Here is a 25,929-nt window from a genome sequence, read left to right as displayed (position 1 = left end):
CGTCAATCCGGTGGGCCGACGGCCGTCTTGTAAGATGATTTCCGCTCCATTTAGCGGGTATTCGCACGACACGCGGAGCAGGTCGTTGAATGTCTCAGGCATAGGAAATAGCGTCACAGCATGAGTTACTTGACATAACTGTAACCCTCAAGTCGAGGGTTAAGGTTGCAACTTTCAAGCGCGACTCCATCAGTTTTCGCAATAGGACACGAACAAGGGACACGTAACGTGGCAGCTCCGCAGAATTACTTGGCCGTCATCAAGGTCGTCGGCATCGGCGGCGGTGGCGTGAACGCAGTCAACCGCATGATCGAAGTCGGTCTCCGCGGTGTCGAATTCATCGCAATCAACACCGATGCCCAGGCTCTGCTCATGAGCGACGCCGACGTCAAACTTGACGTTGGCCGTGAGCTGACCCGTGGCCTTGGCGCCGGTGCAAACCCGGAAGTCGGAAAGCAGGCCGCCGAAGACCACGCCGACGAAATCGAAGAGGTTCTGCGCGGCGCTGACATGGTCTTCGTGACCGCCGGCGAAGGTGGCGGCACCGGCACCGGCGGCGCCCCTGTGGTGGCCCGCATTGCCCGTTCACTCGGCGCCCTGACCATCGGCGTCGTCACCCGTCCGTTCACGTTCGAGGGCCGCCGCCGCGCCGGCTCCGCGGAGGCCGGCATCGACGCCCTCCGCGACGAAGTGGACACCCTGATCGTGATCCCCAACGACCGGCTGCTGTCCATCAGCGACCGCAACGTCTCAGTGTTGGACGCCTTCCGCTCCGCCGACCAGGTGCTGCTGTCCGGTGTCCAGGGCATCACCGACCTCATCACCACTCCGGGCCTGATCAACCTCGACTTCGCGGATGTTAAGTCCGTCATGCAGGGTGCGGGCTCGGCGCTGATGGGCATCGGCTCGGCACGCGGTGAAGACCGTGCGGTCAAGGCCGCCGAACTGGCCATCGCTTCGCCGCTGCTGGAAGCGTCGATCGACGGCGCCCACGGCGTACTCCTCTCGATCCAGGGCGGTTCGGACCTCGGCCTCTTCGAGATCAACGAGGCAGCCCGCCTGGTCCAGGAAGTCGCCCACCCCGAGGCCAACATCATCTTCGGTGCCGTCATCGACGACGCCCTCGGCGACGAAGCCCGCGTAACAGTGATCGCTGCCGGCTTCGACGACGTCAAAGCAACGTCTCCGTCCATGGACCAGTCCCAGCCGCAGGCTGCCCCGCAGCGTCCTGCCGCGCCCGCCGCAGTTCCGGCCCCCGCGCAGGCGCCCGCCCAGCACGTTCAGCCCGTGCACGCCGGCATCGGTGCTTCGGGCCTGAGCAACTGGGGACAGCAGCGCCCCTCCGCCGTTCCCGCCGACTCGGGATTCGACGTCGACCTTCCGTCCGTGGTGGAGCCGGACCTGTCCGGCAGCCGCTCGGACGACCTGGATGTCCCCGACTTCCTGAAGTAGGGATCGGCCCGGCTTTTTGTCAGCTAGTCAGTTAGCGGTGTTTTGATTGTTTTGGTGGCGAACCGAGGTCCGTCCTGGCGTCTGGGTGGCATTCACTGATGCCCGGGCTGGAAACCTCGCCCTCCACGTGGGGGACGATCCGGCCGAAGTGCGACGCCGGCGGCAGCTCGTTGAAGCCGAAGCCGGCCTCGCGGCGGGCAGCTTCCAGTACATGAGCCAGGTTCACGGCAACGCCGTGGCCTACATCGGTGATGCCGCTGAAAGTGCTGCCGGCGGCCCCACGGCGGACGCCATGGTTTCCTCGGGGCGTCCGCTTGCCGTGATGGTGGCGGACTGCGTTCCCGTGGTGCTGGCGGGGTCAACGCGCGCGGGTTGTCCTGTCCTGGGGGTGGCGCATGCCGGCCGGCCGGGAGTGGCCGGCGGGGTCATCCCCGCGACGCTGGAGCGCATGCGCGGCGACGGTGCGGAAGACATCCGTGCCTGGATCGGCCCGTCGATCTGCGGAGCCTGCTACGAGGTGCCCGAGGGCATGCGGGCTGAGGTGGCGGAAGCGGTGCCGGCAACCTGGTCCACTACATCCAGGGGCACCCCCGGCCTTGACCTTCCGGCCGGCGCCCGCAGCCAGCTTGAAGCAGGCGGCGCCACAGTGGAGTATTCCGGGCCCTGCACGCTTGAAAGCCAGGATCTGTTCTCCTACCGCCGCAACCCGGACACGGGCAGGTTCGCCGGGCTGGTGTGGACCAATGAGTGAGCACCACAACGCAACCGGGGCGGATGACCCTCGTCTGCAGGAAATGCAGCAGCGCCTCAGTGCCGTCCGGAGCAGGATTGCGGCCGCTACGGAAGCCGCCGGCCGTCAAGGCACCCCGCCGGAGCTGATCGTGGTGACCAAATTCCACCCTGCCGATGACGTGCGTCGGCTGGCAACGCTCGGCATCACCGATGTGGGTGAGAACAGGGACCAGGAAGCTTCGGACAAGGCCGCCAAGCTCAGCGAACTCGGACTTCGCTGGCACTTTGTCGGTCAGCTGCAGAGCAACAAGGCAAAGTCGGTGGTCCGGTACGCCCAAGCCATCCACTCCGTGGACCGGCCGCAGCTGGCAGCAGCACTCGCCCGGTCAATCGCGGCCGAGCAAGAGAAGACAGGGCGGGGCCCGCTGGAATGCTTCATCCAGGTGAGCCTGGACGACGACGCCGGCAGCCACCGGGGCGGCGCCAGCCGGCTGGATGTGCCGGCCCTGGCTGACCAGCTGGCCGGATCGCCCGGACTGCTCCTTGCCGGCCTGATGGCGGTGGCTCCGCTCGGTTCCGATCCCGATGCCGCCTTTGGCAGGCTGGCGGAAATTTCGGCGCAGTTGCTCAAGGACCACCCGTCCGCTTCGGCGATCTCCGCGGGAATGAGCCAGGACCTGGAATCCGCCATTATGGCGGGTGCGACACACCTGAGAATTGGCTCCGATATATTGGGATCGCGTCCTGCGTTGCGGTAGCGTCAAAGCATTGGAAGAGAATGGCGGGGATTCCAATGCTGTCAAGTCAACTCAGCGGCCCGCTTACGGACACGATTAGGGAGTCGACCATGGCTGGCGCTCTGCGCAAGACAATGATCTATCTTGGGCTCGCCGACGGCGATGAACATTACGAGTCTGAGCACCACACACCGCACAAGGACGAGGACGATTCAATGGAGCATGACCGCGAGGAACGCCGGGCGCCGGCGCCCGTCCGCGAGGTCAGCCGGGAGACACCGACTCCACACGCCGCCGAAGAGGAATATCGCGCACCTGTGACACCTATCAAGCGCGCGGCCTCGAGCCGCGAAGAGACCACCGGACTCCGCCAGATCACCACGATCCATCCGCGGTCCTACAACGATGCCAAGCTGATCGGCGAGAGCTTCCGTGACGGCATCCCCGTCATCATGAACGTCACGGACATGGGTGAAGCCGACGCCAAACGCTTGGTGGATTTCTCGGCCGGACTGGTGTTTGGCCTCCGCGGCAGCATCGAGCGGGTGACGAACAAAGTGTTCCTGCTCTCGCCGTCCTATGTTGAGGTCATCGGCGATGACAAGAAGGCCAGCGAGACCCAGGCAAGCTTCTTCAACCAGAGCTAGCCCGGGACCCCAAATGCCAGGCAGGACACCTGTCTGGCATCTGTGCTGAAATAGATGAGAACGGCAACAGGACACTGCGGTATCCGGAATGAACATGGAGATATGAGATAACTCATGGGAATTGTTTTCGGACTCATCTATTTGGCTTTATTGTTTGTATTTGTGGCCCTGATCATCCGTTTGGTCTTCGACTGGGTGCAGATGTTTGCCCATGAGTGGAGGCCCAGGGGGGCCGCACTCGTGACCGCGCACGCTGTCTACTCCGTCACGGATCCGCCCCTGAAGGTGCTGAGGCGCCGGATCCCGCCGCTTCGGCTGGGCGGGGTTTCGCTGGATCTCGGGTTTTTGCTGTTGTTCATCGCTATCAGCGTGGCAATGACAATCGTGAGGTCCTTCGCGTAACTTGCATTAGAGCTTGCGGGGCAGCAGCGGGGCGGGGAACCGCCACCCGAGGCGTCGCGCAGAAACTCGGTTTGACACCTCAGTGTTGAATTAGAGGAACCAGACCATATTTAGGTACCGTAGTTTTGACGGCCGGAAGGCCTACTGACTAACTAGACCAACGAGGTGACCAGATGGCTTTGACGCCAGAAGACGTTGTCAACAAGCGCTTTCAGCCGACCAAGTTCCGCGAAGGCTACGACCAGGACGAAGTTGACGACTTCCTGGACGAAATCGTCGTTGAACTGCGCCGCCTGAACCAGGAGAACGATGAGCTTCGCAAGAAGCTTGCCGAGAGCGGCTCAGGTACGCCTGCCAGCTCCGCAGTAGCGGCGCCGGTAGTGGAAAAGGTCCCCGCGCCGGTCAAGGCTGAAAAGGACGAGTCCCGCGCCAAGGCGGCGGAAGCCGAGGCCAAGGCCGCTGAAGCGAAGAAGAAGGCTGCTGAGCCGGCAACCGCGGTTGCAGCTGTTCCCGCACCGGCTTCACCTGCCGCGGTCAACCCGACCGCCGAGTCCGCTGCCGGCCTTCTGGCCATGGCACAGCAGATGCACGACAAGCACGTGGCCGACGGCCAGCAGCAAAAGGACAAGATCATCGCCGAGGCGCAGATCGAAGCCAGCAGCCTTGTCAACGACGCGCAGGAGAAGTCCCGCAAGATCCTGGGCGCCCTGGAGCAGCAGCGGTCCGTGCTGGAGCGCAAGGTAGAGCAACTGCGCGGCTTCGAGCGCGACTACCGTTCGCGCCTGAAGGCCTACATCGAAGGCCAGCTCCGCGACCTGGATGCACGCGGTTCCGTGGCTGCGCCGGAGGTTACCGACGGCAGCCCCGCCGTTTAGCAAGTATTCTGAAAGCCGGTGGCTGAGGACTCCTCGGCCGCCGGCTTTTGCCATTAACAGCCGCCGGCGGGACCAGCCGCCCGCGCGGTTAGTGGCCGGCAAGAGCAACTTCCTTCCAGTCCCGGGACTGGCTCCTGAATGAAAGCTTTATGACTGACGACTCAGCACCTGCCGCAGCGCAGCCAGCACCGACGCAAGCCCTGCCGCGAAAGGCGTTCCTGCTGACGCTCTTCACAGGCTTCGCGGTGTTCGCCTACGTCTTCGACCAGCTCACCAAACTGTGGGTCACCAGTACCATGGTTGAGGGGGAGCGGATCCCGGTGCTGCCGCCGCTGCTGCACTGGTACTACATCCGGAACTCGGGAGCGGCGTTTTCCATCGGCGAAAACGTGACCTGGGTGTTCACCATCATCATGGCCGGCGTCTCGATCGCCATTCTCCTCCAGCTGCGCAAGCTTGGGTCGGCCTGGTGGGCGCTGGCGCTTGGCCTGCTCCTGGGCGGTGCGCTGGGCAACCTTACCGACCGGCTGTTCCGCGAGCCGTCCTTCGCCCAGGGCCACGTGGTGGACTTCATCCAGCTGCCCAATTTTGCCATCTTCAACATTGCCGATTCGGCTGTGGTCTGCGCCGTCGCGATCATTTGCCTGCTGACCCTGCGAGGCATCTCCCTCGACGGTTCACGCCTCCAGAAGCAGGCGGGGGGCCAGGATGCCTGAGAGACTCACCGTCCCGGAAGAACTGGCAGGTTTGCGCGTGGACGCCGGGCTCGCCAGGCTGATGGGAATATCGCGCTCCCAGGCGGCCACGCTGATCGCCGAAGGCAACGTCAGTTCCGCGGGCAAGGCCGTGGGGAAATCCTTGAAGCTTGCCTCCGGCGCCGTGCTGGATGTTGTTGTTCCCGAACGGCGGGACCCCCTGGAAGTCGTGGAGGAAGTTGTGGAAGGCCTGAAGGTACTGCTGGACGACGAAGACTTTGTGGTCATCGACAAGCCGGTCGGTGTCGCCGCCCACCCGTCCCCGGGCTGGGTGGGGCCCACCGTCGTAGGCGGCCTGGCCGGCTTGGGCTACCGGATTTCGACGTCGGGTGCCCCCGAACGTGCCGGAATCGTGCACCGGCTCGACGTCGGCACCTCCGGAGTGATGGTGGTGGCCAAGTCGGAACGTGCCTATACGGCCCTCAAACGTGCCTTCAAGGACCGCACGGTGGACAAGGTCTACCACGCAGTGGTGCAGGGACTGCCGGATCCGCTCGCGGGCACCATTGACGCCCCCATCGGCCGACACCCGGGCCACGACTGGCGCTTCGCTGTCCTGGAGGACGGCCGCGACTCGGTGACCCACTACGAGGTCCTGGAGGCCTTCGGCAAGGCGTCGCTCGTGGAAGTGCACCTGGAAACGGGCCGCACCCACCAGATCCGCGTCCACTTTTCCGCGCTGCGGCACCCGTGCGCCGGAGACCTGACCTACGGTGCGGACCCCCGCCTGGCCGCAACGCTGGGCCTCACCCGGCAGTGGCTCCACGCCCGGCAGCTCGCGTTCGACAACCCCCGCACGGGGGAGCGCGTGACCGTGACCAGCGAGTACCCGCAGGACCTGGCGTACGCATTGGAAATCCTCGGCTCCGGGCAGGCCTGAGCCTGAACTGTCGGCGGGCGGCACTAGAATGGTCCGGTGACTTCCAGCAACGACTCGTTTGTCCATCTCCACAACCACACCGAGTACTCGATGCTGGACGGCGCCGCCCGGCTCGGCGAGCTGTTCCAGGAAACCGAGCGGCTGGGCATGCCCGCACTGGCCACCACCGACCACGGTTACCTCTTTGGCGCCTTCGACTTCTGGAAGCGGGCCACGGACCAGGGCATCAAGCCGATCATCGGCGTCGAAGCCTACGTAACCCCCGGAACGGCCCGCACCGACAAGAGCCGTGTCCGCTGGGGCGAGGAGAACCAGCGCAAGGACGACATCTCCGGCGGTGGCTCCTACACCCACATGACCCTGCTCAGCTACAACAACGTGGGCATGCGGAACCTCTTCCGGGCCTCTTCCATCGCTTCCCTGGACGCTGTCTTCGGCAAGTGGCCGCGGCTGGACCGGGAACTGCTGAACACCTATTCCGCAGGCCTGATAGCCACCACGGGCTGCCCGTCCGGTGAAGTCCAGACCAGGCTCCGGCTGGGGCAGTACCGGGAGGCCCTTGAGGCCGCGGCCGAGTTCCGCGACATCTTCGGCGCGGAAAACTACTTCTGCGAACTCATGGACCACGGCCTGGACATCGAACGGCGGGTCACCGGCGACCTGCTGCGCCTGGCCAAGGAACTCAACCTGCCCTTGGTGGCCACCAACGACCTTCATTACACCCACGAGCACGACGCCAAGGCCCACGAGGCCCTGCTGGCCATCCAGTCCGGCTCGACGCTCCTGGAGCCGACCTACGACAACGGCGGCTCCCGGTTCGCCTTCTCGGGCAGCGGCTACTACCTGAAGTCGCCGCAGGAAATGCGGGAGCTTTTCCGCGACCATCCTGAGGCGTGCGACAACACCCTCCTGATCGCCGAACGCTGCGAGGTGTCCTTCAACACCGGCGCCAACTACATGCCGCGCTTCCCTTGTCCGCCCGGTGAGGACGAGACCTCCTGGCTGGTCAAGGAGGTGGCCAAGGGCCTCGAATACCGTTACCCCGGCGGGGTGCCGGACAAGGTGCGGACGCAGGCGGACTACGAGCTCGGCGTCATCACGTCCATGGGCTTCCCCGGCTACTTCCTGGTGGTGGCCGACTTCATCAACTGGGCCAAGAACAACGGCATCCGCGTGGGTCCGGGACGTGGATCCGGTGCAGGCTCCATGGTGGCATACGCCATGCGCATCACCGACCTGGACCCGCTGGAGCACGGCCTCATCTTCGAGCGCTTCCTGAACCCGGACCGCGTCTCGATGCCTGACTTCGACGTCGACTTCGATGACCGGCGCCGCTCCGAAGTGATCGACTACGTGACGCGCAAGTACGGCGACGAACGCGTCGCCATGATCGTCACCTACGGCACGATCAAGACCAAACAGGCGCTCAAGGACTCCTCGCGCGTGCTGGGATACCCCTTCAGCATGGGTGAACAGCTGACCAAGGCCCTGCCGCCGGCCGTGATGGCCAAGGACATTCCGCTAGCTGACATCCAGAACCCCGAGTCCAAGCGTTACAGCGAGGCAGGGGACTTCCGCCAGCTCATCGCCACCGACCCCGAAGCGGCGAAGGTCTTCGAGACGGCGCTCGGCATTGAAGGCCTGAAGCGGCAGTGGGGCGTGCACGCCGCAGGCGTGATCATGTCCTCGGACCCGATCATCGATGTCATCCCGATCATGCGCCGCATCCAGGACGGCCAGGTCATTACGCAGTTCGACTACCCCACGTGTGAAGGCCTCGGCCTGATCAAGATGGACTTCCTGGGCCTGCGGAACCTGACGATCATTTCCGACGCCCTGGAAAACATCAAGATGAACCGCGGCGTGGACCTTGACCTCGAAACCCTGGCCCTTGACGACGCCGCCTCCTATGAACTGCTGGCCCGCGGCGACACCCTTGGTGTGTTCCAGCTCGACGGCGGCCCCATGCGTTCGCTGCTCAAGCTGATGAAGCCTGACAACTTCGAAGACATCTCCGCCGTGCTGGCCCTGTACCGGCCGGGACCGATGGGCGCGAACGCGCACACCGACTACGCCCTGCGCAAGAACAAAATCCAGGAAGTCATTCCGATCCATCCCGAGCTCGAGGAGCCGCTGAAGGAGATCCTGGGCACCACCTACGGCCTGATCGTCTACCAGGAACAGGTTATGGCCGTGGCGCAGAAACTGGCCGGCTATACCCTGGGCCAGGCCGACATCCTGCGCCGCGCCATGGGCAAAAAGAAGAAATCCGAGCTGGACAAGCAGTTTGCCGGGTTCTCCCAGGGCATGCAGGACAACGGCTACTCCATGGCCGCGGTCAAGACCCTCTGGGACATCCTGCTCCCGTTCTCCGACTACGCCTTCAACAAGGCGCACTCGGCCGCCTACGGCGTCATCTCCTACTGGACCGCCTACCTGAAGGCGCACTACGCGCCGGAGTACATGGCCGCCCTGCTGACCTCCGTGGGCGACGACAAGGACAAGTCGGCGATCTACCTCAACGAATGCCGCCGCATGGGCATCACCGTGCTGCCGCCGGACGTCAACGAGTCTGCGCTCAACTTCACTCCCGTGGGGAACGACATCCGCTTCGGCATGGGCGCGATCCGCAACGTCGGCGTCAACGTCGTCGAAGCCATGGTGGCCGCGCGCGAAAAGGAAGGCTCCTACACCTCGTTCAAGGACTACCTGATGAAGGTGCCCGCGGTGGTGTGCAACAAGCGCACGATCGAATCCCTCATCAAGGCCGGGGCCTTCGACTCCCTGGGACACCACCGGCGAGCCCTGGCGATGATCCACGAAGAAGCCATCGACTCCGTCATTACGCTCAAGCGCAATGAAGCGATCGGCCAGTTCGACCTCTTTGCCGGCTTCGAAGAGGCGGAATCGGAGGCGTCCCTGAGCATCGAGATCCCCGACCTTCCCGAATGGGAGAAGAAGGACAAACTCTCCTTCGAACGCGACATGCTGGGCCTCTACGTGTCGGACCACCCGCTGCAGGGGCTCGAAGGGCTGCTGAGCCAGCATGCCGACCAGTCGATCACCTCCATCATCGCCGAGGACGGCCCGCACGACGGCGCCATCGTCACCATCGCAGGGATGATCACTTCGCTGAGCCGGCGGATCGCTAAAGCCAGCGGCAACGCCTATGCCCGCGCCGAGATCGAAGACCTCGGCGGCTCCATGGAGGTCATGTTCTTCGGCCAGGTCTACGGGCCGATTGCCTCCGTGCTGGCCGAAGACCTCATCGTAGTGGTCAAGGGCCGGCTTCAGCGCCGCGACGACGGCGCTATTGCCCTGAACTGCATGGAACTTTCCGTACCGGACCTGAGCGAGGGACTGAACGGTCCGTTGGTGATCACCATGCAGACGCACAAGGCCACCGAAGCGGTTGTCACGGAGCTCGGCGACGTGCTGCGGACGCACCGCGGCAACTCCGAAGTGCGCCTGCACCTGCAGGGAGACACGCGGGTGGAGGTCATGGGCCTGCCGGTGCACCTGAGGGTCAACCCCAGCCCGTCACTTTTCGGCGACCTCAAGGTGCTCCTGGGCCCGACCTGCCTGGACAACTAGCCCCGGCAGGGTCCGGTCCTCAGATTTCGTAATCGAGGGGGACGGGCTGGCTGTAGGAGCCGGAGTGGTACAGGAGCGGCGTGCCGTCCTCGCCCACCTCGCCTTCCACGACCTCCACCACCACGACGGCGTTGTTCTCAAAAGACAGGCGCATCTGGATTTTGCCGATCAGCCAGCCGGCCACGTCTTTGAGGATGGGCACGTCGTGGGGTCCGAGTGCCCAGTGATCGCCCTCGAAACGGTTCTTGGTGCGGGCGAAGCGGTCAGCGAGTTCCTGGTTGTCCAGCCCCAGCATGTGCACGCCGATGTGCGTGGTGTTTGCCACGGCGGGCCATGAACTCGAGCTGCGGGCCATGTTGAAGGTGAAGCGGGGCGGCTGGGCCGACAATGAGGCCACCGACGTGGCCGTGAATCCGAACGGGGTGCCGTTATAGTTCACCGTGATAATTGCCACGCCGGCCGCATGCCGGCGGAACATCTCCTTGAACGTGCCTTCGAAGGCTGCGTTGTCTGAGGTCACTGTGCTCTAACTCCCTGCTGAAACCTGATCCTGGTTGGGTCCTGCCTGCCAGCGTATGGGGCGTCCTGCGCTGCCGGTGACATGGTTACCTGCTGCGTCATTTGTTTGACGCCGGTGAACGTTTGTTAATGTTTGTTTCATGACACAGCCATCAGGCGCCGGCCCGGTTCCGCAGAATCCGAAGCCTTCCGCGGCCGCCGGACGCATTCCCGCCTATGGTGAACTTTACCGCGCTGACGGGGATACAGCGCCGGGAAGCCAGCGATCCGAGGCGTTGACGGAGGGCAAACCACACCACGGGGACGGCCACCGGGCACCGTGGCGGGCACTGGCGGTCATTGCCGCGGCAGGGATCCCGGTGGGGCTTCTTTGGTGGCTGCTTGCCCCGGGCGGACAGAACCTTTTAAGCGGCGACCCCGCCCTGGCTACCGGTACGAACCCGGAGGGCTGGCTTCCCCGGGACCTGGTCCTTGCCGGCCTGTTCCTGCTGGCGGGATGCCTGACGGGGTTCCTGCTCAACGGAAAGCGAAGCGGCGCTGTGGCGCCCCGAACGGTGGTCCTCGCTGTGGCTGCCGGAGCCGTGGGCGCCGTTGTTGCTTGGCAGGCCGGCATGCTGGCAGGCCAATGGTGGGGTGCAGCGGAGGACACCGCCCCGAATGCCAGCATTGCGTTCTCGCTCCGTGCCTTCGCTGTGCTGGCGGTCTGGCCGGCAGCCGTGGCCATAGCGGTCTTCGTGGTGAACCTGCTCAGCCTCCTGGGCACGCCGCCGTCACACGACGGCTAGGCCCCGGCGGACCAGGCGCTGGCTTAACACGGAAAGAAGCGCTCCGTGCGGCACGTAAAATGGGCTGGTGACCATTTCTTCGGACAGCCCCGCCCAGAACACCGACCCGGCCATCAGCTACCGCACCATTGATCTGCGCGGCCAGCGGCTCTCCCTGGCCGGGCTCCGCGCCGCGGTGCCCCGTGCCCGGCACCAGACCGTTGCCGATGCCGAGCAGAAGGTTACCGACATCATCACGGCCGTCCGCTCCCGCGGCTTCGCGGCGCTGAGCGAGTTTGCGAGGGCGTTCGACGGCGTCGAGCAGGAACACCCGAGGGTGCCCGGCGACGCGCTGCGCGCGGCGCTGGAAAACCTGGATCCCGGGGTGCGGGCCGCCTTGGAGGAATCCATCAGCCGCGCGCGCAGGTTCGCCGACGGCCAGCGGCCGGCCAACATCGACGTCGAACTCGGCGAGGGCGCCGTCGTCAGCCAGAACTGGGTGCCCGTGAGCCGCGTCGGGCTGTACGTCCCGGGCGGGCTGGCGGTCTACCCGTCGTCGGTCGTCATGAACGTTGTCCCGGCGCTGGCCGCCGGCGTGGCTTCCATTGCCTTGGCGTCGCCGCCCCAAAAAGACTTTGGGGGACTTCCGCACCCCACCATCCTGGCCGCGGCGGCCCTGCTGGGCATCGACGAGGTCTACGCCATCGGGGGCGCCCAGGCCATCGCGGCCTTCGCCTACGGTGTTCCCGCGGCGGATCCGGATGAAGCCCTGGAACCGGTGGATGTCGTAACCGGACCCGGGAACATCTTTGTCTCCACCGCGAAGCGTCTGGTCAAGGGTGTTGTCGGCATCGATTCCGAGGCCGGCACCACGGAGATTGCCATCCTTGCGGACAGCAGCGCCCGCCCGTCGCTCGTGGCCGCCGACCTCATCAGCCAGGCTGAACACGATCCGAAGGCGGCGTCCGTTCTCATCACGGATTCAGTGGACCTCGCCGAGGCCGTGCGGGCCGAGCTCGACGTGCAGGCTGGCCTGACCAAGCACTCCGCGCGGGTGAAGGAGGCGCTGTCCGGCCCGCAGTCCGGCGTGGTGCTGGTGGACGACCTGGAACAGGGAATCGCAGCGTGCGATGCCTACGCCGCGGAGCACCTGGAGATCATGACAGCCGACGCGCCGGCTGTAGCGGCCCGGATCCGCAACGCGGGGGCGATCTTCGTGGGTGACTACAGCCCCGTCAGCCTGGGGGACTACTGCGCCGGGTCCAACCACGTGCTGCCCACCAGCGGCACGGCCGCCTTCTCGTCAGGCTTGAACGTGACAACGTTCCTTCGTGCCATCCAGGTGGTCAACTACAGCAAGCCGGCGCTCGAAAAAGTCAGCGGGCACATCGTCAGCCTCGCCGGGGCCGAGGACCTGCCGGCCCACGGTGAAGCTGTGACGGCCCGCTTCGCCGGAAACGACTGACCACTACATGTAGTAATTACAGGATTGTTATTCGGCTACATGTAGTCGTAAACTGAGGTTGGAAAAATGTATTCCGGCCAGTGTTCCGGCCAGGGGAAGGAAACAACGTGCATTGCCCGTTCTGCCGCAACCCTGATTCCCGCGTCGTGGACAGCCGGATGGCCGACGACGGTTCGGCCATCCGCCGTCGCCGGCAGTGCCCCGAATGCGGCCGCCGCTTCACGACCGTGGAAACCACCAGCCTCTCCGTCATTAAGAGGTCGGGCGTAGGCGAGCCTTTCAGCCGGAGCAAAGTAATCAACGGCGTCCGCAAAGCATGCCAGGGCCGCCCTGTGACCGAGGACGACCTCGCGATGCTGGCGCAGGAGGTCGAGGAAACAATCCGAGCGTCCGGCGCTGCCGAAATCGATGCCCATGAAGTGGGCCTTGCCATTCTCAGCCCGCTCCAGAAACTGGATGAAGTGGCTTACCTGCGCTTCGCAAGCGTGTACCAGGCGTTCGAGTCGCTCGAGGATTTTGAGACGGCAATTTCCATCCTTCGCCATGAGGCGGAAGTGGAAGCCAAAGCGGCCAAGGGCCAGAACTCCGAGAAGAGCCCGCTCTAGACTCCGGTGGTGGCAGCGGAGGGGAAGCCGAGGCCGCCACCGGCACCAAGTCCGAGGAACGGCCGGCGGTCACCGCCGGCCGTTCCTGCTACTTGGCCAGTTTGTGCGTCAGCGCGACCTCGATCGCGGCACCGACAATGCCGGCGTCGTTCTTGAGCTCGGCCGGAACGATCCGCGTACGCAGCTTCATGTGCGGCAGGTACTCGTCCGCGCGCTTCGAGATGCCGCCGCCGACGATGAACAGTTCGGGGGAGAACAGGAACTCGACGTGGGAGAAGTAGCGCTGCAGGAGCACGCTGTATTCCGTCCAGCTCAGGCCGTCACGTTCGCGGGCAACCGCCGAAGCCTTGCTCTCGGCGTCGAAGCCGTCGATCTCGAGGTGCCCGAGTTCCGCGTTCGGCACGAGCTTGCCGTTGAAGATGAAGGCCGAACCGATGCCGGTGCCGAGCGTGATCACCAGGACCGTCCCGGAGACTCCCTCACCGGCGCCGTAGCGGGCTTCGGCGAGGCCGGCGGCATCGGCGTCGTTGATGACCTCCACTGGACGGCCCAGGCGCTTCGTCAGGAGGGTGTCGATGTCCGTGTTGAGCCAGGACTTGTCGACGTTGGCTGCCGAGTGAACCACACCGTGCTGAATGATGCCCGGGAAGGTCACTCCGATCGGGGAATCGAAGGCTGGAGCGTCCGGCCGTGCGTTGAGCTCCTCGACGACAGCGGCCACCGTTTCGGCAACGGACTCCGGAGTGGCCGGCTGCGGGGTGGGAACGCGGAAGCGGTCGCCCACGAGCTTGCCTTTTTTGAGGTCGACGATGCCGCCCTTGATTCCGGTGCCGCCAATATCAATGCCGATCAGCGGTGCGTTCTTGGTTGACTTGTCGTCCTTCTTGGCCAATGTGATTCCGTTCGTGCTGTGGGCGGGAAATGGGCAGGGTGATAAAAATCCCGGTGGGGCCGGGCGGGAAATCAGGGAAGCGTCAGGATCTCGGCGCCGGACTCTGTGACCAGCAGGGTGTGCTCGAACTGGGCGGTGCGTTTGCGATCCCGTGTCACCACGGTCCACTCGTCGGCCCACATGTCCCACTCAACCGTGCCCAGCGTCAGCATGGGCTCGATGGTGAAGACCATCCCGGTCTCCATGACCGTGTTGTAGGCCGGAGCCGCATCGTAATGCGGAATGATCAGGCCGGTGTGAAACGCCTCGCCCACACCGTGTCCCGTGAAATCCCGGACAACACCGTAGCCGAAACGCTTGGCGTAGGACTGGATGGCGCGGCCGATGACGTTTATTTCGCGTCCGGGAGCAACTGCTTTAATGGCACGGCTCAGCGATTCCCTGGTGCGTTCCACCAGCAGCCGGGACTCTTCGTCGACGTCGCCCACCAGGAATGTGAAGTTGGTGTCACCGTGGACGCCGCCGATGAAGGCGGTGATGTCGATATTAAGGATGTCACCGTCCTGGACCACGGTGCTGTCCGGTATTCCGTGACAGATCACTTCGTTCAGCGAGGAGCACAGCGACTTGGGGAAGCCCCGGTAGCCCAGTGTTGAGGGATAGGCGTTGTGGTCCAGAAGGAACTCGTGGCCGATCCTGTCGAGCTGGTCCGTGGTGACGCCCGGCTCGATGTGCTTGCCGACCTCCACAATGGCCTGCGCCGCGATCTGGCTGGCGATCCTGATCTTCTCGATGGTTTCCGCGGACTTCACTTCCGAGCCGGTGAATTTCTCCGGCCCCGGCTTGCCTACATACTCGGGACGCGGAACCGATGCCGGAACGGGCAGTCGCGGGCTGACGGTTCCAGGGACCAGTGTGCCGGTGGGTGCAGTCGAGGCGAGAGAAGGCATAGATTGATCATATAAGGCGGTGTGGAAGCCCATGTAACGGACAGCCGGATCGGAACCCGATGGAGCTTTACGTTACGTGGATCACTCCCGCCCGGGCACGCGCCGCCACGATGCGAGGAGAAGCAATGACCGAGTATTGGTACAACGTCAAAACCCACGAGGTTGAAGAAGACGCCCTGTCCGACTGGACCCAGCTCATCGGACCGTACAAAACACGTACCGACGCCGAGCATGCGCTGGAGAAGGTCAAAGCACGCAACGAGGCATGGGAAAAGGACGACGAAGACTAGGTGCGGCCCGAATCATCCATGGATGATCCGGCGCCTGCTTAGGCCTGCTTAGAACGAGTGCTCCGGCCCCGGGAACTGGCCCGTGCGTACGTCATCGCCATAAGCCTTTGCCGCGCTGCTGAGGGACGTCCGCAGGTCGGCGTACTGCTTGACGAACTTGGCCATCTTTCCTCCGCGGAGCCCGGCCATGTCCTGCCAGACCAGCACCTGGCCGGTGGTCGCGTTGCCGGCACCGATGCCGACGGTCGGAACGGCAATGGCGGCGTCGACCGCCGCGGCCGTGGCCGCCGGGACCATTTCCATCAGCACGCTGAAGGCACCGGCATCGGCGAGGGCGACGGCGTCGTCAATCAGCCGCTGGGCGTCATCGCCGCGGCCCTGCACCCGGTAACCGCCCAGGGAATGTTCGCTCTGCGGTGTGAAGCCGATGTGCGCCATGACCGGAATGCCGGCTTGAACCATGGCCCGGACGGTGTCCGCGTAGAACCTGCCGCCTTCGATCTTCACGGCATGGGCGAGTCCTTCCTTGAGGAAGCGGACGCCGGTGGCCACGGCTTGCTCTGCTGAAACCTCGTAGCTTCCGAACGGAAGGTCCGCCACCACCAGGGCCCGCTTGGCCGAGCGTGCAACGGCACGGCACAGCGGAAGCAGTTCGTCCACCGTGACGGGGAGGCTGGTTTCGTTTCCGAAGACGTTGTTGGAGGCGGAGTCGCCGACCAGGAGCACCTCGATGCCCGCTTCGTCGAAGATCTCGGCGGTGTACTGTTCGTAGGCCGTGAGCATGGCAAAGTGCTCACCCTTGGTTTTGGCCTGCTGCAGGTGGTGCGTCCGCACGCGCCCCACCGGCTTCTTGCTGTCCGTTTGGCTTGTCGTGTCCGATTGGCTGGTAGTCGCCGACGGCGTGACGCCCGGGCGGGAGGGGCCGGTGCCGTAGGGAGCAGGTACTTCGGCGGACATGCTGGAATCGGAGCTGTTGCTTGTGGCCATGGCTAGAGCGTAGTGCGGTACCGTGCGTCCTAGCTACCGGACGACGGGCCCCTGCCGGTGAATCGCGTCACAAAACGCGGCCGCCGGGGCCCACCGCAGCGCTGTTGTCCGGCGCAACGGACAGGTGCGCGTGTTAACGCTGTGTTACGCGGAGGTCCAGCTCCAACATTCGGCCGGAATGCTTAGTAAAGTGAATCTTGAGCTGCCGCCGGCTCTAAGAATACGGACCCGGGGCATCAAAATGTTGATCCGGAGAAGAGGCCATAATGGACCGCCAGCAAGAGTTTGTCCTGCGGACTATCGAAGAGCGCGACGTGCGGTTCGTGCGTCTTTGGTTCACGGACGTCGTAGGTTCACTCAAGTCTGTTGCGCTTGCCCCAGCCGAGGTTGAAGGCGCCTTCGAGGAAGGCCTGGGCTTTGACGGCTCCGCCATCGAGGGCCTGGCCCGCGTCTTTGAATCCGACATGCTGGCGCAGCCGGACCCGTCCACGTTCCAGATCCTGCCGTGGCGCGGGGAGACGGAACAGACCTCGCGGATGTACTGCGACATCCTGACGCCCGACGGCGAGCCCTCCGCGGCGGATCCCCGCAACGTCCTCAAGCGCACCCTCGCCAAAGCCGCGGACATGGGCTTCACCTGCTACACGCACCCCGAGATCGAGTTCTACCTGTTGAAGTCGCAGGAGCCCGGCCCGGACGGTTCGCCCATCCCCGTCGACGAGGGCGGCTACTTTGACCACGTCCCGGGCGGCGTCGCCCAGGATTTCCGGCGCACCGCCGTCACCATGCTCGAGTCCGTGGGCATTTCCGTCGAGTTCAGCCATCATGAAGCCGGTCCCGGCCAGAACGAGATCGATCTGCGCTACGCCGACGCCCTGCAGACGGCGGACAACATCATGACGTTCCGCACCGTCATCAAGGAGGTCGCCCTGCAGCAGGGCACCTACGCCACGTTTATGCCGAAACCGTTCACCGCGCACCCCGGCTCGGGAATGCACACGCACTTTTCCCTCTTCGAAGGCGACACCAATGCCTTCTACGAAGCCGGCGCGGAATTCCAGCTGTCCAAGACAGCCAAACAGTTTATTGCGGGCATCCTGAAGCACGCGCCCGAGTTCACCGCCGTGACCAACCAGTTCGTGAACTCCTACAAGCGGCTCTGGGGCGGCGGCGAGGCCCCCAGCTACCTGAGCTGGGGCCACAACAACCGCTCGGCACTGGTGCGTGTCCCGCTGTACAAGCCGGGCAAGGGCCAGTCCGCGCGCATTGAGTACCGCGGCATCGACTCCGCAGCCAACCCCTACCTCGCCTACGCCGTCCTGCTCGGTGCCGGCCTCAAGGGCATCGAAGAGGGCTACGACATTCCCGCCGCGGCCGAGGACGACATCTGGTCGCTGAGCTCGGCCGAGCGCCGGGCAATGGGCCACGACCCGCTGCCCGCCAGCCTCCACGACGCCATCAGGTCAATGGAGGATTCCGAGCTCATGCCGCAGATCCTCGGCGAGCAGGTGTTCGAGTACTTCCTGCGCAACAAGCGCGCCGAATGGCAGGACTACCGTCTCCAGGTGACTCCCTACGAACTGCAGCGCAATCTCGGCATCCTCTAGGCGGCCACGGTGAGCCTTGCCCGTCGCCTGATCTCCGCCGGTTTCAGTGACCTGGAAAAGGGGGAGCGGTTCCTGGCTGCCCCGGAGCTGGAAGGCATCGACCAGGATGTCCTGTTCGCGGGCTTCCACCTTGCCGCCAGCCCCGATACCGCTCTGCAGTCCCTGGTGCGCCTGATCGAAAAGCATCCGGACCTCCGGAAACTCGCCGCGGCGGACATCGATACGAGCGAGCCGCTGTACCGGGTCCTGGGGGCCTCCGAAGCCCTGGGCGAATTCCTGATCCGCCACCCGGAGCACCTTGAGGCCTTTGACGTGGTGGCCAGTCCCGAGCCGGTGCCCGCCGACGCCGCGGAACTCCGGGCCGGCCTCCTGCGGTCCGTGCAGGCGGACCCGAAGGCGCGCAGGCCGGTGGCCGGGCTGTCCGGACCGGAAGCGTACGCCGCGCTCCGGACGGCGTACCGCCGGGGCGTCGTCGACCTTGCCGTCAAGGACCTCTGCGCAGCCGACCCCCTGGACTTCATGCCCGCCGCCGGCGCCGAACTGGCAGACCTCGCGGGTGCCGCCATCGAGGCGGCCCTGGCCGTTTCCCGCGCCGAAGCTGGTGAGCAGTTCGACGCGGCGGAAGTCGCCGACGTCGGGCTGGCGGTCATCGGCATGGGCAAATGCGGTGCCCGTGAACTCAACTACATCTCCGACGTCGACGTCATCTACGTGATTGAAGCAGACGGGCTGGACGAAGCAGGCGCAAATACCATCGGCACAGCCCTTGCCACCGGAATCTCGCGCGCCATCATGTCGATCGGCCGGGAGCCTGGCCTCTGGGAAGTGGACGCCAACCTGCGGCCGGAGGGCAAATCCGGACCGCTGGTGCGGACGCTCGCATCCCACCAGACCTACTACGCGCGCTGGGCCGACAGCTGGGAGTTCCAGGCACTCCTGAAAGCCCGGACCATTGCCGGTGACGCAGAACTGGGCGCCCGCTATGAGGCGGCTGTCCTGCCCCTGATCTGGGGTTCGGCGAACCGGGATGGCTTTGTGGAGTCCGTGCAGGCCATGCGCCGCCGGGTTACGGACAATATTCCGGCAGACGAGGAACAGCGCCAGATTAAACTCGGGCGCGGCGGACTGCGGGACGTCGAATTCACCGTCCAACTGCTGCAGTTGGTGCACGGCAAGGCCGATGAATCCCTCCGGCATCGCGACACCACCTCGGCCATCGCTGCGCTCTCGACCGGCGGCTACATCGGGCGCACCGACGCCGCGGAATTCGACCATGCCTACCGGTACCTGCGGCTCCTTGAGCACCGGATTCAGCTGTTCCAGCTGCGGCGCACTCACCTCATGCCGGTCAGGGAGGACGCCCTGCGGTCCCTCGCCAAGGCCGTGCTTGGACCGTTCGCCCGTGAACGCCCGCACCCCGATGCCCTGCTGGCGGCCTGGCAGAAAACCAAGCGGTCAGTCCGTGAACTGCACGAGCGCATCTTCTACCGTCCGCTGCTGAACACTGCCGCCAAACTGAGCAGTGAAGACGCGCGGCTGACGCCGGAGGCTGCACAGGGGCGCCTGGCCGCCTTGGGGTATCTGGATCCGCAAGGGGCCATGCGGCACATCGAGGCGCTCACCGCCGGAGTAAGCCGGCGTGCGGCGCTGCAGCGCCAGCTGCTGCCCATCCTGTTGGGATGGCTCGCCGACGGCGTGGACCCCGACGCCGGACTGCTGGGTTTTCGCCGGGTGAGCGAGGCACTCGGAACAACCCATTGGTATCTGGGGATGCTGCGGGACTCGACGGCGGCCGCCGAGCGGCTGTGCCATGTGCTCTCCAACTCCCGGCTGATCGCGGACCTCCTCGAAGTGTCCCCGGAATCGGTGGCGTGGCTGGGGACGGACAAGGATCTTGCCCCGCTGGGGTTCGAGGCACAGTGGCTGGAGATCACCTCAAAGATGTCGCGGCACGAGGACCCGGAAAGTGCCATGCGGCTCATCCGGCTGATCCGGCGCCGGGAGATCCTCCGGGTGGCCATTGCGGACAGCGCCGGCCTGCTGGAGCAGGACCAGGTGGGGGCGGCCCTCGCGGACACGGATCGCGCGGCAGTCCTGGGCGCCCTCCGGGTGGCCGAAGGAATCGTCTCCGCATCGGGCCCGCTCAAGACACGCGTCCTCGTGATCGCCATGGGCCGGCAGGGCGGCCGGGAAATCGGCTACGGCTCGGATGCCGACGTGATGTACGTGCACCGCGGCCTGCCCGGCGTTCCCGAGGAGGAGGCGCAGCACCAGGCAGCCCAGATCGTGGGCCACATTTCCAAGCTCCTGACCCAGCCGCTGAAACCGGCGATCCTCGCCGAGCGCGTGCTGATGGTGGATGCCGATCTGCGGCCCGAAGGCAAGAACGGCGCCATGGTCCGGTCCCTGGATTCCTACGCGGAGTATTACCGCCAGTGGTCGCTGGTCTGGGAAGCCCAGGCACTGCTGCGGGCCTTGCCCATCGCCGGGGACGACGACCTTGCCGCCGACTTCGTGGAGCTGATCGACCCGATCCGCTATCCGGCCGAACTGTCCGAGAAGGACGTGCGGGAAATCCGCCGTATCAAGGCACGCGTCGAAGCGGAGCGGCTGCCCCGTGGAGCGGATCCGGCGCGGCACCTCAAGCTGGGCCGCGGGGGCCTGAGCGACGTCGAGTGGCTTGTGCAGCTGCTGCAACTGCAGCATGCGGGAAAGCACCCGGAGCTCCGGACCACGTCCACGGTCCCGGCGCTCGAGGCCGCCGCTTCTTTGGGTTACCTGGCGCCGGACGAGGCTGAGCTGCTGCTCCAGGCGTGGCGGCTGGCGAGCCGCATCCGCTCTGCCAACGTTATCTGGACGGGCCGCGCTTCCGACCTCCTGCCCTCCTCCCGCAGGGACCTTGAGGCTGTGGCCAGGTGGTGCGGCTACAAGCCGGGCAACGCGGCAACGCTCGAAGAGGACTACCTGAGGCTGAGCCGGCGGACCCGAGCCGTTTTCGACCGGGTATTCTACGGCCAGTAGAGTCTGCTTCGACGCCGGCCGAACGCCTTCCGAGGGGCTGACACGGAACGGGGCGGATGCTAGTTTGAGCGCATGGCCACCCAACTCTTTCTGAATCTTCCCGTCAGGGACCTCAACCGGTCAGTCGAGTTCTTCACCGCGCTCGGCTTTTCCTTTAACCCGGACTTCACCGATGAAAACGCCACCTGCATGATCGTCAACGACGACGCGTACGTCATGCTGCTGGTGGAAGGCTACTTCAGGACCTTCATGTCCAAGGGCCTAGCCGACACCGGCAACGCCGCCGAAGCCATCGTTGCCTTCTCGGTTGACAGCAGGGAGGCCGTGGACCAGACAGTCCGGAAGGCCCTTGCTGCCGGCGGAACTCCGTCACAGGAAGCCCAGGACTACGGCTTTATGTACAACCACAGCTTTCAGGACCCGGACGGCCACCTGTGGGAGGTCTTCTGGATGGACCCCGCCGGAGCGCCGGCGGAGGCCGAGTAGCGCCTGCCCCCGCTACCTACGGATAGGCTCAGTCCATGCCTGATTCCGTGTGGCTCATCGCCCTGAAGAGCCTCGACGACGACGCAAGGGCCGTCAAACTCGGCGAAGTTGCGGAACTGGAACTAGCGCCGGGGCAACAGGAGTTCGCCGGGGATCCCCTGCGCATGATGCTGGTGGCATTGCAGGAGGATTCGCGGTTTCCCTATGTGGTGGACTCCGGCGGAAGCGCGGTGGGTGTGCTCACCCTGCAACGCGGCGCGGCTTCGCTTGCGGGGTGGACGGGCGATGACTCCGTGTGGCTCCTGCGGGGGTTCCTGATTGACCGGAACCGCCAGGGCCAGGGAATGGGCACCCTCGCGGCCGCGGCTGCTGTCCGGGAGGCCGCGAAACTGACGGCCCGGCTGGGCGGGGAAGAGGCCGGCGTCGTCCTTTCAGTGAACGAACGCAACCCGGCCGGGCAGGCTGCCTACCGCAAGGCGGGCTTCGAAGACCGGGGGCAGTACCTTGGCGGCGGAGCCGGAGCGCAGCGGACCATGTACCGCGCTTTCTAAGCGGCGATGAACCCAAAGTACGGAAGGCCAGGGGTGTCGGGCGGAAGCCGTTTCGCGTCCTTCCCGGGGCGGCGCGGCACGGCCGGCACAAAAAAGTCCGCCTGCGCTGCCGAAGCAGCACAAGCGGACTTTTGGGTCGATCAGGCGGGGACTGCCCGTGCCTGACTAGACGCCGTAGTAGAGCTCGAACTCGTAGGGGTTCGGGCGCAGGGACAGCGGACGGATCTCGTACTCGTACTTGTACTCGATCCAGGTATCGATCAGGTCCTGGGTGAACACGCCGCCGGCCTGGAGGAACTCGTTGTCCTCGGCCAGTGCTTCGAGTGCTTCCTCGAGGCTGCCCGGAGCCTTGGGGATGTCCTTGGCTTCCTCGGCGGGGAGCTCGTAGAGGTCCTTGTCGATCGGAGCCGGGGGCTCGATGCGGTTGCGGATGCCGTCAATGCCGGCCATCAGCTGGGCAGCGAACGCCAGGTACGGGTTGGAGGAGGGGTCCGGAGCGCGGAACTCGATGCGCTTCGCCTTCGGGTTGGAACCCGTGATGGGGATACGGATACCGGCGGAGCGGTTGCCCTGGGAGTAGACCATGTTGACCGGGGCTTCGAAGCCCTTGACCAGGCGGCGGTAGGAGTTCACAGTCGGGTTGGTGAAGGCCAGCACGGCGTTGGAGTGCTTCAGCAGGCCGCCGATGTACCAGCGGGCGGTGTCGGACAGGCCGGCGTAGCCCTTCTCGTCGTAGAACAGCGGCTCGCCGCCGTTCCACAGCGACTGGTGGCAGTGCATGCCCGAGCCGTTGTCGCCGAAGACCGGCTTCGGCATAAAGGTGACCGACTTGCCCCAGGCGTCAGCGGTGTTCTTGATGACGTACTTGAACTTCTGCAGGTCGTCAGCAGCGTGCGTCAGCGTGGTGAACTTGTAGTTGATCTCAGCCTGGCCGGCGGAGCCTACTTCGTGGTGGCTGCGCTCGACCTCAAGGCCGGCCTCGTCCAGGGCGACACACATGGCATCGCGCAGGTCGGCCTGCTTGTCGGTGGGGGAGACCGGGAAGTAACCGCCCTTGACGGGGGTCTTGTAGCCCAGGTTTCCGCCTTCTTCTTCACGGCCGGTGTTCCAGTGGGCTTCTTCAGAGTCGATCTTGTAGAAGCTGCCCTGCGGGGAAGACTGGTACTGGACGTTGTCGAACACGAAGAACTCGGCCTCGGGTGCGAAGAACGCGGTGTCGGCGATGCCGGTGGAGGCGAGGTAGGCCTCTGCCTTCTCGGCTACGCCGCGGGGGTCGCGGTGGTAGGGGTCACCGGTGCGGGGGTTCACGATGGAGAAGTTCAGCGCGAGGGTCTTCTCCATGCGGAACGTGTCCAGGAATGCCGTGGTGACATCCGGAATGAGCTGCATGTCGGACTCGGCGATGCCCTGGAAACCGCGGATGGACGAACCGTCGAAGAGCTGGCCGTTGATGAAGAAGTCCGCATCAACGCTCTTTGCCGGGACGTTGAAGTGCTGCTGCACGCCAGGAAGGTCGGTGAAGCGGATATCGACGAACTTAATATCTTCGTCCTTGATGAACTTGAGGACTTCGTCCGCAGTCTTGAACATCTATGCTCCTTACGCATAAGTAATAACTGGCTGGAAAGCCATGTGGTCCAGCGCAATCCGACGGCGCGAAAACACAAAAGTGCCCCCGCTCCTAACTCGCTAGCAACTGTTACCACCCTAGGGACACGGGATTTCCCGTCCATGTCCGCTATGTTTCCGGCAGGTTACGTAACCGCCTGATATGTAAAAGCTATACCGTGTCCACAGGATGGTCGAACCGCATCCAGAGTGTGAACTCCGGCCCGGATTTGTACGTCACGCCGGGAGTTCTCTCCGGACTTCACTGCCGGGTATCCGGAGCGGATAGTCTTGATCCGTGGTAGATCGCAAAGACATAGGCTCCTGGCTCAGCGGACCGGACACGTCCGGTATTTCCAAGTACCCGGGGGAGCGGCTGGGCCTGCCGGAGTCCGGCCGCGGGTCGATGGCCCGTGCCGGCCGCAGGATCCTTGCGATCTGCATCGACTGGGGCCTGGCGCTCCTGATCAGCAACTTCGCGTTCGGCGGCGATCCGTGGGCAACGCTGGCTGTCTTTGCGGCGGAGCAGATCCTCCTTATCGGAACCCTCGGCTACAGCATCGGACACCGGCTCCTTGGCATCCACGTGGTCCGCCTCGGCGGCGCTCCCGCCGGGCCGCTGGCCGCGCTGATCCGAACCCTCCTCCTGTGCCTGGTCATCCCCGCGGTCATCTTTGATCCGGATCACCGCGGCCTGCACGATAAGGCGATGAACACCATCCTCGTCCGCATGTAGCTGTTGGCGGGCCTATACGCCCGCGGTCTCGTGTTCGCGGGCCCGGCGCATGCCGCCGTCGGCCGGTGTCAGATGGCCGCGCTTCCCTGCCCAGCGCTCGAACAGGATCGTGGCGAAGGGAAACACCGCAGCGAGCCCCGCGAAGAGTGCCACACGGAACGGCCAGCGCTGCGTCCGCCAGAGCGCCAGGGCCACGACTCCGTAGGCGATGAACAGCACACCGTGGACCGGTCCGGCAATCTCCACACCGAGCTCCGTCGTCTGCGCCACCCATTTGAAGTACATCCCAGTCAGCAGGGTGGCCCAGCTGAACGCTTCGGCGATGGCGAGGACGCGGAAGAGGCGGATGACGGCGGATTTCGAGGGCAGTTTCACGGTACTCCGGTTTCTGATTGCGGTGCAGTTTGTGGTGGCAGGCCAAAGGTGCAGGCGGACGGGCCAAAGCAAACGCCCCGGTCGCCGGCCAGATGGCCGGTCTCCGGGGCGTTGACGGTGCGGTTAGCGGCCGCGGGCTGCTTTGCGGTCCGGCCGTGCCTTGTAGGGATCGATTCCCTTCGGAATGGGGAGGCGGGTTCCCAGCGAGGAAATGCGCTTCGATACCGCACTTACCTCAAGCTTGGTGAGTTCCTTGTCCAGCTTGTTCATCTTCTTGGCAACCTGGCTGATGGGAACCTGGCCTTCACCGCGGCCGCTCTCGATCACGTGGATGGTGACGTTGGGCAGGATGCGCGCGAGGCGCTTGCGTTCGGCGTCAACGAGCGGCCGGACACGGTGGGTGGGGCCTTCACTGACCAGGACGACGCCGGGACGGCCGATGGCGCGGAAAACGGCGTCCTGGGTCCGGGGGTTGACGGCGACCGGCTGGTCTTCGGTGATCCAGCCGCGCTTCAGCGTGCCGAGAGCGGCACCGGAAGCGCCGGGCTGGTTCTCGATCTGGGCGAAGGCAGCGCGCTCAGCGCGGCGCGAAAGGATGAGGGTGGCGGCAAGCAGTCCCAGCGGAATGCCGATGATCAGGCCCGTGATCCAGTTTTCGAGGAGGAAGCCCACCAGGAAGCTGACGGCTACGACTCCGAGGAACGCCAGCAGCATCAGCCAGACCACCATGGGGTCGTGGCGGCGAGTCATCTGGAAGACTTCGTTGATCTGCTTCAGCCGGCTGGGCTTCTTGACCTTGGCTTCTTTCGGCTTGCGGGAAAAGAGGCCGCGCTTCGGGGCGTCGGAGGCTGCCGGAGTCGGTTTGCTGGAATCAGGGGAATTCGCCATAGTGCCTTAATTCTACGTGATTTATGCCTGAGGGCCGGACGCCGGAGTGCTTCGGTGCCGGCCCTCAGCCACGTTTGTTACGAAAGGTCCTAGGAGTGCGCTGCGATCAGG

Annotated in this window: 25 protein-coding genes; 18 read left to right on the top strand and 7 right to left on the bottom strand. The window is 65.0% G+C overall.

Annotation, left to right across the window (positions count from 1 at the left end; genetic code table 11):
* Positions 1-228: 228 nt before the first annotated feature.
* The 9 genes from ftsZ (at position 229) to dnaE (ending at position 10,074) form a co-directional block, all read left to right on the top strand.
* Positions 229-1,452 carry a cell division protein FtsZ gene (gene ftsZ, locus J7I92_RS21295; protein WP_214843764.1) on the top strand — a complete coding sequence of 408 codons (1,224 nt, stop codon included), beginning with the start codon at positions 229-231 and terminating at the stop codon, positions 1,450-1,452.
* A gap of 46 nt (positions 1,453-1,498) precedes the next feature.
* Positions 1,499-2,203: a polyphenol oxidase family protein gene (locus J7I92_RS21290; protein ID WP_214843762.1), complete on the top strand. Its 705-nt coding sequence runs from the start codon at positions 1,499-1,501 to the stop codon at positions 2,201-2,203.
* Positions 2,196-2,942 (top strand): YggS family pyridoxal phosphate-dependent enzyme, encoded by a 747-nt coding sequence (locus J7I92_RS21285; RefSeq protein ID WP_214843760.1) that lies wholly within the window; start codon positions 2,196-2,198, stop codon positions 2,940-2,942. Before J7I92_RS21290 ends, J7I92_RS21285 begins: the two co-directional genes overlap by 8 nt.
* A gap of 89 nt (positions 2,943-3,031) precedes the next feature.
* The gene (locus J7I92_RS21280; protein ID WP_214843758.1) at positions 3,032-3,568 is read left to right on the top strand and encodes a cell division protein SepF; all 537 of its coding nucleotides are present in this window, start codon (positions 3,032-3,034) and stop codon (positions 3,566-3,568) included.
* A 114-nt stretch (positions 3,569-3,682) separates the two neighbouring features.
* On the top strand, positions 3,683-3,970 hold the full coding sequence (locus J7I92_RS21275; RefSeq protein ID WP_214843756.1) for a YggT family protein: 288 nt from the start codon (positions 3,683-3,685) through the stop codon (positions 3,968-3,970).
* Between the two features lie 173 nt (positions 3,971-4,143).
* Positions 4,144-4,845 (top strand): DivIVA domain-containing protein, encoded by a 702-nt coding sequence (locus J7I92_RS21270; protein ID WP_214843755.1) that lies wholly within the window; start codon positions 4,144-4,146, stop codon positions 4,843-4,845.
* A gap of 149 nt (positions 4,846-4,994) precedes the next feature.
* Entirely contained in the window at positions 4,995-5,561 is a 567-nt protein-coding gene (gene lspA / locus J7I92_RS21265; protein ID WP_214843753.1) for a signal peptidase II, read from the top strand.
* Positions 5,554-6,480 carry an RluA family pseudouridine synthase gene (locus J7I92_RS21260; protein WP_214843751.1) on the top strand — a complete coding sequence of 309 codons (927 nt, stop codon included), beginning with the start codon at positions 5,554-5,556 and terminating at the stop codon, positions 6,478-6,480. Before lspA ends, J7I92_RS21260 begins: the two co-directional genes overlap by 8 nt.
* A 36-nt stretch (positions 6,481-6,516) precedes the next feature.
* Entirely contained in the window at positions 6,517-10,074 is a 3,558-nt protein-coding gene (dnaE, locus tag J7I92_RS21255) for a DNA polymerase III subunit alpha (RefSeq protein WP_214843749.1), read from the top strand.
* A gap of 19 nt (positions 10,075-10,093) precedes the next feature.
* Here dnaE and J7I92_RS21250 read toward each other — a convergent pair whose 3' ends face one another.
* Complete coding sequence (locus J7I92_RS21250) at positions 10,094-10,552, bottom strand: flavin reductase family protein (protein ID WP_251040287.1); 459 nt, start codon at positions 10,550-10,552, stop codon at positions 10,094-10,096.
* A 181-nt stretch (positions 10,553-10,733) separates the two neighbouring features.
* Between J7I92_RS21250 and J7I92_RS21245 the strand changes: the two genes are divergently transcribed.
* From J7I92_RS21245 to nrdR, 3 genes are all read left to right on the top strand, one after another.
* On the top strand, positions 10,734-11,378 hold the full coding sequence (locus tag J7I92_RS21245; protein ID WP_214843745.1) for a hypothetical protein: 645 nt from the start codon (positions 10,734-10,736) through the stop codon (positions 11,376-11,378).
* A gap of 67 nt (positions 11,379-11,445) precedes the next feature.
* Complete coding sequence (gene hisD / locus J7I92_RS21240) at positions 11,446-12,822, top strand: histidinol dehydrogenase (RefSeq protein ID WP_214843743.1); 1,377 nt, start codon at positions 11,446-11,448, stop codon at positions 12,820-12,822.
* Positions 12,823-12,929: 107 nt separating this feature from the next.
* Positions 12,930-13,427 carry a transcriptional regulator NrdR gene (gene nrdR, locus J7I92_RS21235; protein WP_214843741.1) on the top strand — a complete coding sequence of 166 codons (498 nt, stop codon included), beginning with the start codon at positions 12,930-12,932 and terminating at the stop codon, positions 13,425-13,427.
* 88 nt (positions 13,428-13,515) lie between these two features.
* Here nrdR and ppgK read toward each other — a convergent pair whose 3' ends face one another.
* On the bottom strand, positions 13,516-14,319 hold the full coding sequence (gene ppgK, locus J7I92_RS21230) for a polyphosphate--glucose phosphotransferase (RefSeq protein WP_214843739.1): 804 nt from the start codon (positions 14,317-14,319) through the stop codon (positions 13,516-13,518).
* A 71-nt stretch (positions 14,320-14,390) separates the two neighbouring features.
* Complete coding sequence (gene map / locus J7I92_RS21225) at positions 14,391-15,269, bottom strand: type I methionyl aminopeptidase (protein ID WP_214843737.1); 879 nt, start codon at positions 15,267-15,269, stop codon at positions 14,391-14,393.
* A gap of 125 nt (positions 15,270-15,394) precedes the next feature.
* On the opposite strand from map, the gene J7I92_RS21220 reads away from it, so the two are divergent.
* The gene (locus tag J7I92_RS21220) at positions 15,395-15,559 is read left to right on the top strand and encodes an SPOR domain-containing protein (protein WP_214843735.1); all 165 of its coding nucleotides are present in this window, start codon (positions 15,395-15,397) and stop codon (positions 15,557-15,559) included.
* Positions 15,560-15,607: 48 nt separating this feature from the next.
* Here J7I92_RS21220 and panB read toward each other — a convergent pair whose 3' ends face one another.
* A complete protein-coding gene (panB, locus tag J7I92_RS21215) occupies positions 15,608-16,546 on the bottom strand; it encodes a 3-methyl-2-oxobutanoate hydroxymethyltransferase (RefSeq protein ID WP_214843733.1) in 939 nt (312 codons plus the stop codon).
* A 266-nt stretch (positions 16,547-16,812) separates the two neighbouring features.
* Here panB and glnA (J7I92_RS21210) point away from each other — a divergent pair, with 266 nt between their 5' ends.
* From glnA (J7I92_RS21210) to J7I92_RS21195, 4 genes are all read left to right on the top strand, one after another.
* On the top strand, positions 16,813-18,153 hold the full coding sequence (gene glnA, locus J7I92_RS21210; RefSeq protein ID WP_214843731.1) for a type I glutamate--ammonia ligase: 1,341 nt from the start codon (positions 16,813-16,815) through the stop codon (positions 18,151-18,153).
* A gap of 9 nt (positions 18,154-18,162) precedes the next feature.
* Positions 18,163-21,174: a bifunctional [glutamine synthetase] adenylyltransferase/[glutamine synthetase]-adenylyl-L-tyrosine phosphorylase gene (locus J7I92_RS21205; protein ID WP_214843729.1), complete on the top strand. Its 3,012-nt coding sequence runs from the start codon at positions 18,163-18,165 to the stop codon at positions 21,172-21,174.
* A gap of 72 nt (positions 21,175-21,246) precedes the next feature.
* Positions 21,247-21,660 carry a VOC family protein gene (locus J7I92_RS21200; RefSeq protein WP_214843727.1) on the top strand — a complete coding sequence of 138 codons (414 nt, stop codon included), beginning with the start codon at positions 21,247-21,249 and terminating at the stop codon, positions 21,658-21,660.
* Positions 21,661-21,695: 35 nt separating this feature from the next.
* A complete protein-coding gene (locus J7I92_RS21195) occupies positions 21,696-22,211 on the top strand; it encodes a GNAT family N-acetyltransferase (RefSeq protein WP_214843725.1) in 516 nt (171 codons plus the stop codon).
* A 165-nt stretch (positions 22,212-22,376) separates the two neighbouring features.
* Here J7I92_RS21195 and glnA (J7I92_RS21190) read toward each other — a convergent pair whose 3' ends face one another.
* Positions 22,377-23,801 carry a type I glutamate--ammonia ligase gene (glnA, locus tag J7I92_RS21190; RefSeq protein ID WP_214843723.1) on the bottom strand — a complete coding sequence of 475 codons (1,425 nt, stop codon included), beginning with the start codon at positions 23,799-23,801 and terminating at the stop codon, positions 22,377-22,379.
* A 316-nt stretch (positions 23,802-24,117) separates the two neighbouring features.
* Here glnA (J7I92_RS21190) and J7I92_RS21185 point away from each other — a divergent pair, with 316 nt between their 5' ends.
* Positions 24,118-24,555 (top strand): RDD family protein, encoded by a 438-nt coding sequence (locus J7I92_RS21185; RefSeq protein ID WP_214843722.1) that lies wholly within the window; start codon positions 24,118-24,120, stop codon positions 24,553-24,555.
* A gap of 12 nt (positions 24,556-24,567) precedes the next feature.
* Here the strand turns inward: J7I92_RS21185 and J7I92_RS21180 are convergent, their stop codons facing one another.
* Positions 24,568-24,930: a DUF3817 domain-containing protein gene (locus tag J7I92_RS21180; RefSeq protein WP_396020439.1), complete on the bottom strand. Its 363-nt coding sequence runs from the start codon at positions 24,928-24,930 to the stop codon at positions 24,568-24,570.
* Between the two features lie 123 nt (positions 24,931-25,053).
* Positions 25,054-25,818, bottom strand: a complete 765-nt coding sequence (locus tag J7I92_RS21175; protein WP_214843721.1) for a DUF4191 domain-containing protein — start codon at positions 25,816-25,818, stop codon at positions 25,054-25,056.
* Positions 25,819-25,929: the final 111 nt, after the last annotated feature.

This window comes from Arthrobacter sp. ISL-72 (assembly GCF_018613755.1).
Classification (GTDB): domain Bacteria; phylum Actinomycetota; class Actinomycetes; order Actinomycetales; family Micrococcaceae; genus Arthrobacter.
This window is presented reverse-complemented; position numbering and strand designations above follow the sequence as displayed.